The sequence below is a fragment of the Coleofasciculus sp. C1-SOL-03 genome, assembly GCF_040220555.1.
Taxonomy (GTDB): domain Bacteria; phylum Cyanobacteriota; class Cyanobacteriia; order Cyanobacteriales; family Coleofasciculaceae; genus Coleofasciculus.
This window is the reverse complement of the sequence record NZ_JAVJUO010000109.1, coordinates 20,561-34,438: the sequence shown is the minus strand read 5'-3', so window position 1 is coordinate 34,438 and position 13,878 is coordinate 20,561. Positions and strand designations below refer to the sequence as shown.

Below are 13,878 nucleotides of genomic sequence, written 5' to 3'. Positions count from 1 at the left end.
AAAGGCATAATCGACTTTAGGGCTAATAAATCTCATCGGTTTCTCCCTTTTTAGTCGCCAGGAATAGAAGATATTGTTATTTTACCACAAAGAACCCCTATCTGAGCGACACAGAAGCGAATCAAGCGCTCACTACGAACGACGTGATCGCTCCTTAATCCTTTTGGGGAAACAGACAGCATTTGTTACACTCCAACTGATGAATTCATTAAGGCTTTCCTTAGAACTATACTGCCAAATATTGTAATCAAAAAATAAACAACTTTTCGGAATGTTTGGGAAGAACCACATCCTAGTGCAGACAGACGCAGCCCGACAGATGGCGGAAGAAAAAAGCCTCCGCGATTACAGAATCTTACCTCAACAGGGGGTTGAAACTGTTGCCTATTCCCCGTTCCCTGTTGCCTCTCCCTACCACAAAACTTATTCAGCACCCCCTACTTAAACAACCTGATGCAGCCAACTAGGATAGGCACAAGACTGGTGATTTTGTAATGGTAATTCATGATACGTCTCACCTATTTCCCTAACACCCTGCTCAAACTCCTCCAGATTAATAGTGTCAACATCAACCAGTGCCTCAAATGCAATTGTCCACCAATGCTCATTATTAACCGTAAGCTGGGTTAACTCATAGGTAATCTCTTGGTAGAAACGTTGCGATCGCGCTTTGTTCACCGACACCCATGATCCTTGTGTTAAGCCGCCTTTGGGCATGAGACTCTCGGAGGTTGAGTCTTGACAACTCCATTTAATCCATTGTTCAATCCCGCCTTCCCAATGGCGACTAAATTGTCGGATACCAAATTCTGCTTTACGCCATTTAATCTCTAAACTGCCTTGCCGAAATTTAATATTCAGATAGGGACAATCGGGGATATAAAGATAAGTATCCTCCCTGGTTTCTGGCGATCCTAATATCTCACCTGGACAATCTTGGTTGAACCAATCGTTCACCTGTTTAGGTAAACTACCGCGATTAAACCAGCGCAGTTCTAACGTGATGAAGTCATTTGTCATGGTTTAGGGAACAGGGAACAGGGAATTACAAATCAGATTTAATCCTGCTGGTGGGCGAAATTATAAGCGCCGATAAAGGATAGTGTGATCGCGAAGGCTAATAACACTGGGATAGAATACCAGGGAAACTGGGATAGGGGTAAATAGGCAGCCGCCCGCAGTCCGGTACTGGCATAGCTGAGGGGTAATAAGTAGACGATAACTTTTAATGCCAAGGGTAATGTTCTCGGATCAAAGAATGTTGCGCCCAAAAACGACATCGGTACAATCAAGAAATTATTGTACAGTCCCACCGATTCTAAAGACTTGACATTCAATCCCACCAGTACCCCTAACCCGGCAAATACGGCACAATTCAGCAGCAACACTAGCAAAAATAAGGGATTGATAAAGCTGAAAACTTTACCTGTAAACAGAACCGCTACCACAATCACCGAACCGGATGTCATCAACCCACGCACGATTCCGGCTAGAATTTTACCCAAATACAGCGCTAAGGGGTGTACAGGCATCAGTAGTGTTTCAGCAAAGGTTTTGGTATAAAGCCGTTCACCGCATATCGAAAAAGTTGTCCCACTGAAGCTAATCGTCATCGATGAGAGGGCAATCATCCCCGGTAGGATAAACTCTAAATAGCTGTCACCCGCCGCAGGTTCCATGGCTGAATCGAGGGCGCTACCTAATCCCAAGCCAAATCCGATAATGTAAATTAGTGGGGAGATGAGTCCAGCCGCCGCGACTTGCAGGATTCTCACCCGCAGCTTTAACCACTCACCCCAGAATACGGTGAGACTATCGGCGATGATGGTTTGCCATTGACTGCCTTTGAGAGTTTTGCTGAAGGGGAATACGAGATTAGACTTCACAATATCGATAGGATTAACATCTCTTCTTAATATTACTTCATAATTCCGGGCATCTGGCTCGGAATTCGCCTGATTAGTCATAACCTGGAATAAATGTTCCGGCTGATAGGAAATGTAGCTGATCACGTCCCTGAGCCAAACCCCAGAACCTTTGTGATGCAGAATCGCTTATCCTGAGAATCAGAGTAATCCAATGTCTTCCAACCGAAACCGATGAGTCTGGTCATACCGAATGACATCCTCCAAGCCACCAAGATGACTGAGGATGAACTGAAGCTAGAGATTGCCATCATGCTGTACAAACAAGAAAAAATCAGCAGTGGCAAAGTCCGCGCCTAGACTGGACTGACCGTAATTGAGTTCCAACACGAATTAGGGAAACGAGGACTTTGTATCCACTATGATGTAGAGGAGTTTCAGTCAGATATTCAAACCTTGCAATCAATGGGCTTACTATGATTGTTGTCAGTGATACCTCACCCATCACCAATCTGGCAGCAATTGGTCAGCTCGATTTATTACGGCAACTTTATAAAACCATAATTATTCCTCAAGCTGTCTATAGCAATCCTATTTAGGGTCAGCGGACGAAGTTAACGAATGCGATTTGAGCGTTTTTGCATCCACCAAACTATAAGACCTACAGGAAGCGCGAAGAGAACTCCCACGACTATATGAAACAGCACGTCAAGGAAATTGTAGTAGGAAAGATAAAGGGGAATGGCAGATTCAGGGCTATCCGAGGGTTGATTTTTAGTGATGAGCATTTTTACAGGTTCAGAAGTGACTTGAGATGAGATTCCACTAACGGCTAAACCTGTGCTGACAACGGTAATGATCCGTTCTAATCGTTGTTGTCGTTTTTGAGCTGCTGATTCCGTGGCGCGATCGCTCTCGGCTTGTTCTGTTTCAACAATTCCCCGGATTGTCTCTATCATCTGCTGGAATAGTTGCTGACTGGGGAGAAGATAAGATAAATCTGTGTTTATTTGTTCAATAAATTTTTCCGGCTTGTGGCTAATAAATTGTTGCAATAGTTCCAGATCATCCTCTTTGTCAAGGCTAATAACCTTAAGCTGATTCAGCCAAAATTGATAGTTTTTGTTATTCGTTTCAATGGTGGTACGATGAAGTTCTAAATCTCGCAGGTGGTTAGCGTAGTCAAAGGCAGTTTGAGAAAGTTCGGTGAGCGATTCTTTGAGTTGCTTCAGCCTTTGAGTAGGCTCCGAGGGCAAGTGCTGCAATCCTTTGGCTTTACCATCTAATTGTCTGTAGAGCTTTCGTGCCTGGTGATTGCACCATCGAGATTGAGAGTAGGCATAAATTATTTTATGGCGACAGCACAGTAGATTAATCAGAGGTTGATAGTAATCTCCCCCTTCTTCTAAGGGTTCCGTTTGAGGGTGGCAATTGAGCCAGATGAGAATATGAGGTTGAGCCGGATTCTCTTGGTTATCTTGAAGACGTTCAAGCAGAGGTTCGAGTCTAGGAACGTTGAATGTTTTCCCCAATTGCTGACATTGCTCCCACAGGTGATTCGCCTCCTCAACAGGTTCTTCTTCACCTTGAGCTAAATTGTTACGCAGATGAAAGGCGTAGAGTGTCAGTTTGGGGTTGGCAACCTTCATGAGCCAGAGTTTGATGACTGGGAATCGCTTGAGGAGGAGCTTTGCTGAATGGCATTTTGCAGGGTTTGTTTATTGAGTTCGTAGTTGGGAGTTTTAACTTTGCCTTCTTTACTTCCTGGTGCTTTCTCTCCTGAATTATTAGGGAGAAGTCTTAATTGTGCTTCATCAACTTCAGGGTGTTCCTCACACCATTCTGCGATTGCTTTTGCGAGTTCTTCAATATCATCCGGTAAAGGAGCAACTACCTGTTCTAACTCCGCTAAGTATTCTGGGGTAAAGAGGGAACGCTGACGAGTTAGTAGTTCAATGAAAGCGGCAACATTTTGTTCATAAAATGACATGGCTTTACGGGTTGTTTGTTGTGCAGTTTGCTGGACTAATTCCAAGGGTAATTTGAGCGCTTCAGCAATCTGAGCTGAGGTTAATCCTAACTGGAGCAATGCTAGCACTGTCTCTAATTTTGCCTCTTGCTTACCTTCCTGTTTACCTTCTTCAAAGACTTCTTGATAAAATCGGGTCTTTTTCAGTTCGCTTAATCCCAACATGGCGGCAATCTCCTCGCGGCTTTTTTGTGGTAATTTGTAGACAATAATCGTTTCAATGAGATTAATCAGGTCACGCTGAACAAGTTCATCCCTTAGCTGTTGCTGCGCTTGTTCAATTAAGTGTCGAGCTAGTTGTCCGGCTGTTTCTTCCGGCTCGATTACAAGCTTAACAACTCCTACCCCTAATGAGCGTTCTGCGGCTTCTCCTAATTCATCCAGGTAAATTCGTCTCACCTGGTTTAGGGCTAAGAGGTTGCCAAAATGTAAGGGTTGCTCTCGTTCAGTAGGGCGGTTAGGATAAATGATAACAATTTGCCAGGGGTGAGGGGGTTGGTATTGTTTTAAGAAGAGGAAGAGTTCAGCAAATACGCGGTAGTATAAGGAGGCGTCGGGCTGAAACTGAACTTCCACGAGGTAGAACGGTTTGTCGGGTGCGTTGGTTTTGGGTAGGAATAAACCATCTAGGCGAAAGGCTAGTTGTTTGACTTCGCGGGAAGTGAATTCGTAACTAGCGGCTTCTTCTGGGGAACGGTTGATCAGTTCAAAGAAGATGCTGGGAAAGGCTTGGAACAGGTTGTAGAAGATGCTATCAGTTTTCACGGGTTATTGACCAATGGCACAAAATGCTGCCCAGTAGTAGGGGGATTCAAAGGGTTTGCGATTACGCAGTTTTGTACGGAGGAAAGCTCTCAGTTGCATTCTATGATTAGCATTGGGGAGTTGGCTTGCCCACTGCTGTAATTGTTCTGTTGTAGCATCTCTGAGCCAGGTTTGGGCTTGGTTGAGGGCAATCGCGACGGTTAAGCCGGATTTGAGATTCTGATAGAACTTAATCATTAATAGGGCTGTCGATAAGTCGTTTACTCTCCAGAGGGAACTAACGACACAGGGAGAACCTGCGATGAGGAAGCCACTGGGTAAGCCGATGTATTCGTCACTGGTGTTGAAGAAATCAATCAATCCGGTTTCGCAAGCGGAAAGGGTGACAAGGCGACATTGTTCTAAGTTGAGGCTAAGGATAGCATCGAGGGTGAGGCAGTGGTTCAAATCATGGGTTTTACCCTCACGCACGTTGAGATAACGTTCTGTATCTGGGTTAGCAGGTGTAGAAGCTAGGGGAGCATTGGCTAGGATAAGCGCAGATTTGCGATTTTCTAAGTTAAAGTAACCGTGACAGCTAAAGTGGGCGCAGTGGATTGCGTTCAAGTTTGTGTCATTGATGGCTGTTAATGTTGCGGTTTCTTTTTCGAGGATATTAACGGGATTAAAGTAGTCTGTGATGGCTTGCACTTCCAAATCGGTATAGGCAAGGTCGTTTGTGGGGTTTTGGATGGCAAATAGGTGGGTAAAATTGGAGCGTTTTCGTCGTTGTGCTTGGAGCAGGAGTTGACAACTGGGCGCGTAGCTAACACCGTTGGGGAAGCGATCGAGTAAGCAATCTGTTTTACCGTTGTGAGATAAGGGTAGGGCATGAAGGGGAAACAGATGCAGGAACCTATGAGGGATTAAGATTAAGCGATCGCATTCTTCTGGAATTTGCTTAATAATTTCATTAATGTGTAGAATCTTCGCCAGCAGATGTAAGCGGACACTCAGACGACGCTGCCAATGGGATTTGCGATTGTTATATGTTCTCAGATATCCATTTAACCATTTCTCAAAGTGTTTCAGCTCTTGTGGTTCAGATTGCAATACTATGGGCTGTTGGGTCTTGTTGGTGAAGATGAAGGTGAAAAGCTTATCGCCTGTAAAATAAAACTCCACAACGGCAGTATTGTCATCCAAAGTCGCCTGGAATTGGTCAAACTTGAAGCCATAACCAATAGGCAGATAACGGTTTTGCAATTCGTTGCGCTGCTGTCGCAATTGCTGGAGATGTTGCGCTAGGGCAGTTGATTCATCGGCGGTAGCAGTTTGAATTTTATCTTGACTAATGGCAATTTCATATTCAATTTGTCGCAGTTTACAGGCAATTTTTAGGGGAAAAAGGTTGTGGGAATCGCGGCTGAGTATGAGTTCTACAAGGTTACGGGTCTTGCTGCGTTCTGCGTATTCAATGGCATGGTTATAGTACTGTGGCTCATCTATAGCTAACTCTAGGCATATTTCCACAATACCTTGATATATTTGGTTATATTTTTCAGCAAGTTTCTGCTTATCTTTTTCTACACCAGAGCCAGAGATTATCTCATCTCGCAAGGATTCTACCGTGTTAATGGCAGCACTAAAAGCCGTGTAAGCCTTGGCGAATTGTTGAGAACCTTGATAAGCTTGACCGAGGTGAAATTGAGTTTCTGCATAGTTTTTTGGAAAAGCTTCGCGGGTGTAAATTTCTAATGTCGCTTGGTAACAACCTATCGCTTTTTCTAAATTCTGAATCTTCTCTCCTCCAACCCTGTCGTAGTAGGTAATTCCGAGACTTTTTTGAGTCATTGCCCAGTATTGGGGGAAAGCTTCGCAGGTACGAACTTCTAAGGCTGCTTGGTAACAAGCTATCGCTTTTTCCTGGTTCTGAGCCTGTTCTTCCCGGATACGATCGTGGTAGGCAATTCCCAGATTGTGTTGAATCATCGCCCAGTCAAAGGGAAAAGCCTCGCGGGTACAAACCTCCAAGGCTTCCTGGTAGCAAGCAATTGTCTTTTCTAGGTTTTGATCTCGTTCACCATCGATTCGTTCCCAATAGGCAATTCCCAGATTGTTTTGAGTCATTGCCCAATATTGGGGAAACGCTTTGCGGTTGAGGACTTCCAGGGCAGCTTGGCAACAAGTAATTCCTTGTTCTAGGTTCTCGACTCGCTCCCCCCGGATTCGCTTAGTGTAAGCACTCCCTAGATTGCTTTGAGCCATTGCCCATTCTTGGGGAAATGTTTCGCGGTTACAGACTTCCAAAGCAGCTTGGTAGCAAGCAATAGCTGCTTCTAGGTTCTCGGCAAGCTCACCATCGATTCGATCTCGATAAGCAGTTCCCAGATTTATTTGAGTAATCGCCCAATCTTGAGGAAATGTCTCACGAGTGCGAATTTCTAAAGCTGCTCGGTAATAAGCAATTGCCTTTTCCAGATTATGGTTTCGCTTTTCCTGGATTCTTTCATAGTAAACACTTCCCAAAGTGTGCTGAACCGCCGCCCATTCTTGAGGAAATACGTCGCGGTTATAGACTTGCAAGGCAGCTTGGCAACAGGCGATCGCTTGTTCTAGGTTCTCGCCTCGCTCTCCCCGAATTCGGTAAAGGTAAGTATTTGCCCGATTATTTTGAACCATTGCCCAGTCTTGAGGAAACGCTTCGCGGTTATAGACTTGCAAGGCAGCTTGACAACAGGCGATCGCTTGTTCTAGGTTCTCGCCTCGCTCTCCCCGAATTCGATTAGTGTAAGCTATTCCCAAATTGTTTTGAATCTTTGCCCACTCGTGGGGAACTACCTCCCGCTTGTAAACTTGCAGCACCACATTGTAGCCAGTAATCGCAATCTCCTGGTTGTTTGCCCGAATACCTTGGGGAAACTGGGCAACTAGAGCGCTTAACTTGCCAATATAAGACGCAATGCTCTGTGCTTCCTCTGGCTGAACCAACGCGAAGGTAGCCGTTGCCCAGCCTCGTAATATCGTAGCTGTAATATCATCCAGCTTATCGAGGTTCGCTTGCAGCAAAGGATACACTACTTCAGGATTGCCATCGCTTTGTGTAGTTGCCATAATCAATTCCAAAAGGAAGAGAAGTCGGTAGACGAAAGCCGGAGGTGGGTATATAAGGAGGGTTGATGACGACAATCTCTTTTCTTCCGACAGTTTAAGGGCAAAGCTGATTAAATAAGCAGCCGTGTGCCGATTACCTCTCTCTGCAAGTGTTCCTGCCATTTGTCCCATCATCTGAACTAAGCCAGCATCGAGTAACTCTCGATTATCGTTTAATATGGCTTGTTCACTACCATGAGGACACCTCAGCAGTTCTTGGATCAAGTATAAATAAGCCTGTTGGCGACTTTCATCCATTGCAGGCAACCCTCCGCATCCATTCCCTTTTGATTTCTTCAGGGGGAGAACAAGCATTTCCGCACAGCCAGAATTGATTAATCGTTTCGCTCAAAAGAACTTATCCTCAGTTCCTTCCCCGCTAAAACTGCTCCCCTACTCCCCAAAAAGCTGCCCACTAACGGACTCCTCAACGTCTCCTTAGCCTCATCTTGGCAGCACATCATCAAGTTTAAACGCTAACCTAGGCAACATCGGTGACACAATTGGCTCTCCCAGTCGATATTGCTGTTGAACATAGTCTTCACCGACTAACTGACAAACTGTAATAGTTGGCTGCTTGGGTCTGCCAATGAAAGCAACGCCGCCTAAGCCTCGATAATCAACAATCCAATATTCTGGAATACCCAACAAGGCATATTCTTCCACTTTACGAGCATAGTCTGTCTCCCAATTTGTACTGACAACCTCAACAATCAATTTAATCGAAGTTCCCAACGTAATCACAGGTTCTCGCTCCCATAACGGCTCATTCACTAATGCTGTCTCATCTAAAACCACGACATCAGGACGACGCGCCGTCGCCGCATCTGTAAAAGGTCTAACAATACAGGTGCGCGGAATAAACCAGGGATGTCCTTGTCGTTCTAACTCAATACTAAGTTTACTGGCTAATTTTCCAGCGACTGTTTCATGAAGTCCAGTGGGTTCCCTGTCAATTAATTCTCCATCCGCCAAGTCATAGCGAGGATTGTTGCTATAGTGGGCGATAAATTCCTCAAAACTTAGAAGTTGAAATGACGTATAAACCATACGTTAACCTCTGAGTATATTGACAACTTGTTATACCAAATCCCGGTTAAGTAGCCATTGTTCCCTACCGCAGCTTAGGGGTGATTGATTCGGTAGGGACACGATAGTATCGTGTCCTGATCTAACGTATTTGATGAATTAGATTCGGCTTGTAGTAAGGGAACCTCAGCCCTAGTGGTGAGAGTGGCGCTTAAGAAGCGGTATTCTCCGGCGATGGCGCAAAAGATGCTCTGAACCGTGGGAGTATGTTAGGTCACCTAATGTGATATAACAACAATAGCTCGCTTTGGCATCCTCCAAAAGAATAGTGCAGCTCTATGCCCGAAATCGTCGAAATTCCTATTGAACTAACCCGATTCCAGCTTCCCCAAGCGGTTCACGCACGCTTACAATTTTTGTTGGATCGTCAGGATGATGGCTATACCCTGTCTCAGGCAGAACGACAGGAAGCAGAAGGACTGGTTGAACTGGTGGAATTTTTATCTCTACTGCGTTTGCAATCAACATGGGTGATGAAGCAAGCATAGATGGCAACAATTCCAGCTTCTCTCCGCCGATTAGTCATTCAAAGAGCAGATAACCGCCCTCGAATATTGCGGTGTTACGCTACGCTAACAAACCCTACGGGCTACCTTTCTATTTCCAGTGATAACTTAATCAGGGCGGGTTTTGTTGTTCATTTATTTCTGAATAGCTGAATTTAATCCCTAAACCCGCCCCTACAATTTGGCTGAATTTGCCCCTACAATTGGGGATAAATCCTTTGGAACTATCTACTTTTATTCGGTCAATGTTTAGCCGGGAGTGGACGGTTCTCAAAGTGAGGATCGTCCCCAGCCAATGGAATAGAGTCCCTTGTAATCCTCAATAAAGGAGCTACCATAACATTTAACCACAGGTTCGGCAACGCGCTGAAGTTCTTCCGGTAAGAAGGGGTAGGCAACATGATAGCCAGTAGCACAAACCCTGTTCTATCAAAGGTTGAGAAATTGTAGGGGCGCACTGACGTGCGCCCGATTTAACCGTGCCATCTATTCCTTAATTTTAGGAGTTGTAGGTTTGGTTTCGACTTCACTCAAGCCAAGAAAATTCAGGATTATTGTCTGAACTGTTGATTACATAATTGTTACAAACAATAAATACATTGAATATTACATAAGGAGAAGAACACTATGAACCCTCTACCCTCTCAAGTTGACACCTGCAATACGGCTGAAACAACTGCCCAGCAAGCGTTAGCAGAATTGGGAATTACCCAACTCCTCTCTTTTGTCAAGCACTACAGCGACATTGACTTCGATGCGTCGCAAATGCATCTAACGGATGCTGAAGTTCATGCGATCGCCAAGCTATTTATTCAGCAGTTGATCGAAAGCCTCAACGGTAAACTCATCGCTGGCGCTTTACTACAATTGACTTATACAAGCCGTTTGCAACACCACAAATTCTTCCATCTGAAACACCGAACAATCCTCCACTACCCCAGCTAATGCTGGAGTGATTCCCTGAGTTAGCCTCTTTTGCACTTCTAAAGTGACAGGTTGATAATCTCGCAGCCAATCATGATTGGCTAAATACTCTGGCGTGAAGGCAGTTTTGTCTAATAGCCAAAAGTCTACTCCATAGCGTTGGATAAACTGTTTCACCTCCTCTAAATTGAGACTGTATTGGGCTTGAATTAAGTCGATTGTGCGTTGGCGAAATTGACGATAATACCCCCAATGATAAGGAATTGCATATTCCCGCCCAACTAAAATAGAGCGTTGGGCAAAGGTGGGTAAGTTATCTGCCTCTTCTGATACTGAAGCGATTAAACTGTCTTTGGGTTGTTGTTGGAAGAATTGATATAAAGCGGGAAAATGACCCTCTTTGTATTTGGTTAACGGAAAGGGTTCCACTAAGTAGGGATAAAAAAGTAACGCTGCGGTGATGAAGCTAATGGTTAGGTAGTGGTAGATTCTGAGTTTTGAGTAGGGGCAGGTTTGTTCATTATTGTTTGTTTTTGCTCTGTTGTCACGAAACTTGTTCTGACAAAGGATGAGGGTTTTGAGTTTTTTTGGATGAAACTCTGTTCTGAAAATAGCATCAAGGACTATGGTTAAAACTATCCCGGCTGATAAAGATAAAAGAATGCGAAAGCTATGTTCGGTATAACGACTAGGAAGATGCAGGTTAAATAGTAACAGATGGGCAACGATGAACATTAATAGAGATGCCCAAAAGATTTTAGTTAATACTTTTATCTGAGGAGAAATAGATTTAACTAGGGGGAATGAGTTGGGATATCGGACTAGAATGGGTAATAGTATGCCTAAGGCTAAAGTTGCGGGTCTAACGAAGCCTACGTCTAATACACCACTGCGGGAACCGAGGAAAAAGAAATACCAGGGGTTATTACTGAAAAAATAACTGCGTCCGGTTCCCCAAAATTCGGGTAACTGTTTGGCTTGAGTAGCGGTGATGACTGGATCGAATTTTCCGGGGATGAGGGCGTAGCCGGAAATGGCGATTATTGTTAAAATTAGACCGATTGCTGATAGGTAATGGGGGCGTAGTTTGAATTTTTTTTTGAAACGCAGAGGGGCGCGGAGGTAAGCGCAGAGGGGCGCAGAGGTTCGTATCAGTGAGTTTTTTGTGGTAAGGAGTTGCAGGATGAATAGGGCGGCACAAATTAATAGGTATTGGGGATAGAATAGGGCTAGTAGGATGATTGTGGCTAGGCAAGGCAGGAGAGATTGGCGTAGTAAGTAGTATAAAAAGGCGAGGAATAGGGGGTAAACAAAGGCTCTGGGTGTGGCTGAGATTAGATCATCTTTCATCCAAATACTTTGATTAAGTAGTACGGTGGTGATAAAGCCAGCCGCAGGTACGGGTAAGAGTTGGAGGGATATACCAAAACAGTAGCCTGTCGCGATCGCGCCGAGAATTGGTGGTAGGAGTTTGTTGAAGAGAAAGGGGTGGATGCCTAAAGCGGCGGCGATGTGGTAAATGGTAGTATATCCCACAGGGGCGACGGATTGGAAATAATCGGCGATTAAGTCATGGGGAAATAATTCGCGATCAATAAATCGTTGCATCCAAAAAACATGCTGTCGGGCATCATCTTGAACAATATAGGGATGACTAAATGCTTCTCGCAGGGCTAACCCGCTATAAATCGCGGTGATGATTAAACTTAAACTGAACCAAAATATAACGTGAACCGTTAACCCTGTTGATCTAGGTTGAGTTAAAACGTTTTGTAGAAGTTTACGTCGCATAAAATGGTAAAGGTTTAAGCCCGGTTATTGGTTGCGGTTAGGGCGCACTGATGTGCGCCCCCACAAATACCCACCGATTATGGAGAACAAAGGATAGTTCTAAGTTTTTTGGGAATCTCTTCAAAATACTCTAACAAAAAATCCATAATTGCCAAATGGCGCAAATCAGCGGGTTTAGGAGGGCGATGTCCTTGACCTAGGTTAAACCAACACTGTACGGTTCCTAGAGAGCGATCGCTCTCTATGAGAAATTTGTTCATAGGTGACATCCCATTTGGCATAAAAGTCCCGTGGCGTCATCGCGAATTGACAGTAACAGTAAAGGTCAATGATGTATTGTTCACGTTGAGTAATCGGGCGAGGCTGGTGTGGATATTGGGTATTGTAGCGTCCCCTGGGACTATGCAGAGATTGGGACGCGATCGCACGGCGAGACTGGGTGGGATAACGGTATGAATTGCCATTCTCTTCTGTTGGTTCAACGGGATCGGGCATTTTTTCCAAGTCTTCTTCCCAAGCCATATCTGCGGTGATCCAAGCTGCACTCGGCGAATCGGGGGCGAGTTGAATCAGGTAGCATACCGTCCACTGATTGCAATCGTGATTGTATTCATAGAAGCGTCCCAGAATCACACCCCAGTCAGGATTTGGGGTTTTCCATTGAACGCGATCGCCTTCTGTATAGCGAGGGGTAGGAAAAGTGTTAAGTCTTGTGTAGGGGCGGGTTTCACAACTATCGTTTCTTGTTTCCCCAGAGGTGACTAAACCCGCCCCGACTGAGTGTGGAGTCATCTCCCTCATCTCCTCCATCTCTTTACCATGACGCAGGGTATTTAATGCGCCAGCGATGAGTTTACCGTTGAGGCTTTGAGTCAACTGCTGAATAAACAGCTTGGCGAGGATGTTGACTTCAGCATCGGTTAGATGCATTTGGGATGCATCGAAGTCAATGTCGCTGTAATGCTTGAGATGGGAGAGGAGTTGGGTAACGCCAACATCCTCTAACCCTTGCTGGTCATTGGTTTCAGCGGTGTAGCAGGTATCGAATTGAGGCGGTAGATGTCTCATAATATTTTAGGGAATTTATGTATTTGTGATAATAATATAACAAAATAAACGAAATAAACACCCTTTTCTCTCAAAAAAAAGGCAAAGGGAAACAGTTTGACTCAAAAACGTAGGGTGGGTTAGGCGGGACTTAATAGAGGCGTTAACCATTCAATGAGCTGTCCAACCTAACCCACCGATGTTCAGGTGGGGAATTTTTTAAAGTTTGTAGTTTGTAGTTTGTAGTAAGCCATTAAATAAAGGGCGGGTTTTGTTGTTCAGTTATCGTTAACCCACCCCATTGAATCCCTAAACCCGCCCCTACAATAGATTTATAAATACAACCCCCTCACCCCCAACTGACAGGTGTAGGTTTTTTATTTTATGGTGGGGACAAGACAAGGAGGACAAGGAAGGAAAGAAGAAAAGGGGGAAAACAGTACAGAATTAGGTTCTCTTCATTCGTAATGGAAAACTATGATAATTGATGGATTAACACCGGAAATACGGACAACGGTAAAATGGCTGCAATTGAATGGTGATGAGCGGTGAGGAGAACAAAAACGATTACGCGATCGCACTTGATAATTATCCCATATTTCCCCAATATTTAGGGTCTGTTGAATAAGTCTTGTGGTGGGGAGAGGTAACAGGGAACAAGAAACAGGCAACAGTTTCAACCCTTTTAAACCAGAATGTCAAAATAATATTAATCCATTGTAGGGGCGGG

Annotated in this window: 10 protein-coding genes and 3 pseudogenes; 4 read left to right on the top strand and 9 right to left on the bottom strand. The window is 44.6% G+C overall.

Features of this window, described 5'->3' with window-relative positions; all coding sequences use genetic code 11:
• Positions 1-441: 441 nt before the first annotated feature.
• A complete protein-coding gene (locus RIE73_RS17850) occupies positions 442-1,020 on the bottom strand; it encodes a hypothetical protein (RefSeq protein WP_446402452.1) in 579 nt (192 codons plus the stop codon).
• Between the two features lie 38 nt (positions 1,021-1,058).
• On the bottom strand, positions 1,059-1,886 hold the full coding sequence (locus tag RIE73_RS17845) for an ABC transporter permease (protein WP_446402455.1): 828 nt from the start codon (positions 1,884-1,886) through the stop codon (positions 1,059-1,061).
• A 213-nt stretch (positions 1,887-2,099) separates the two neighbouring features.
• On the opposite strand from RIE73_RS17845, the pseudogene RIE73_RS17840 reads away from it, so the two are divergent.
• Both RIE73_RS17840 and RIE73_RS17835 read left to right on the top strand, forming a co-directional pair.
• Positions 2,100-2,345, top strand: a pseudogene (locus tag RIE73_RS17840) (UPF0175 family protein).
• A pseudogene (locus tag RIE73_RS17835) lies at positions 2,342-2,449 on the top strand (DUF3368 domain-containing protein); the annotation flags it as partial. The pseudogenes RIE73_RS17840 and RIE73_RS17835, both read left to right, overlap by 4 nt.
• A gap of 30 nt (positions 2,450-2,479) precedes the next feature.
• On the opposite strand, the gene RIE73_RS17830 reads toward RIE73_RS17835, so the two are convergent.
• From RIE73_RS17830 to RIE73_RS17815, 4 genes are all read right to left on the bottom strand, one after another.
• Positions 2,480-3,514 carry a hypothetical protein gene (locus tag RIE73_RS17830; protein WP_446402451.1) on the bottom strand — a complete coding sequence of 345 codons (1,035 nt, stop codon included), beginning with the start codon at positions 3,512-3,514 and terminating at the stop codon, positions 2,480-2,482.
• The gene (locus RIE73_RS17825; protein WP_446402450.1) at positions 3,511-4,659 is read right to left on the bottom strand and encodes an Rpn family recombination-promoting nuclease/putative transposase; all 1,149 of its coding nucleotides are present in this window, start codon (positions 4,657-4,659) and stop codon (positions 3,511-3,513) included. The genes RIE73_RS17830 and RIE73_RS17825 overlap by 4 nt, the downstream gene beginning before the upstream one ends.
• Positions 4,660-4,662: 3 nt before the next feature.
• Complete coding sequence (locus tag RIE73_RS17820; RefSeq protein WP_446402449.1) at positions 4,663-8,049, bottom strand: CHAT domain-containing protein; 3,387 nt, start codon at positions 8,047-8,049, stop codon at positions 4,663-4,665.
• Between the two features lie 186 nt (positions 8,050-8,235).
• Positions 8,236-8,841 carry a Uma2 family endonuclease gene (locus tag RIE73_RS17815; RefSeq protein WP_446402448.1) on the bottom strand — a complete coding sequence of 202 codons (606 nt, stop codon included), beginning with the start codon at positions 8,839-8,841 and terminating at the stop codon, positions 8,236-8,238.
• Between the two features lie 317 nt (positions 8,842-9,158).
• On the opposite strand from RIE73_RS17815, the gene RIE73_RS17810 reads away from it, so the two are divergent.
• Positions 9,159-9,368 (top strand): hypothetical protein, encoded by a 210-nt coding sequence (locus RIE73_RS17810; RefSeq protein ID WP_446402447.1) that lies wholly within the window; start codon positions 9,159-9,161, stop codon positions 9,366-9,368.
• A 300-nt stretch (positions 9,369-9,668) separates the two neighbouring features.
• Here the strand turns inward: RIE73_RS17810 and RIE73_RS17805 are convergent.
• Positions 9,669-9,806 (bottom strand): annotated as a pseudogene (locus RIE73_RS17805) (flavin-containing monooxygenase); the annotation flags it as partial.
• Positions 9,807-10,013: 207 nt separating this feature from the next.
• Here RIE73_RS17805 and RIE73_RS17800 point away from each other — a divergent pair.
• Positions 10,014-10,331, top strand: coding sequence for a hypothetical protein (locus tag RIE73_RS17800; RefSeq protein ID WP_446402446.1), 318 nt, complete (start codon positions 10,014-10,016; stop codon positions 10,329-10,331).
• Here RIE73_RS17800 and RIE73_RS17795 read toward each other — a convergent pair.
• Both RIE73_RS17795 and RIE73_RS17790 read right to left on the bottom strand, forming a co-directional pair.
• Positions 10,248-12,101 (bottom strand): hypothetical protein, encoded by a 1,854-nt coding sequence (locus tag RIE73_RS17795; protein ID WP_446402445.1) that lies wholly within the window; start codon positions 12,099-12,101, stop codon positions 10,248-10,250. The genes RIE73_RS17800 and RIE73_RS17795 overlap by 84 nt on opposite strands.
• A 201-nt stretch (positions 12,102-12,302) precedes the next feature.
• Positions 12,303-13,169 carry a hypothetical protein gene (locus tag RIE73_RS17790; protein ID WP_446402444.1) on the bottom strand — a complete coding sequence of 289 codons (867 nt, stop codon included), beginning with the start codon at positions 13,167-13,169 and terminating at the stop codon, positions 12,303-12,305.
• Positions 13,170-13,878 lie beyond the last annotated feature (709 nt).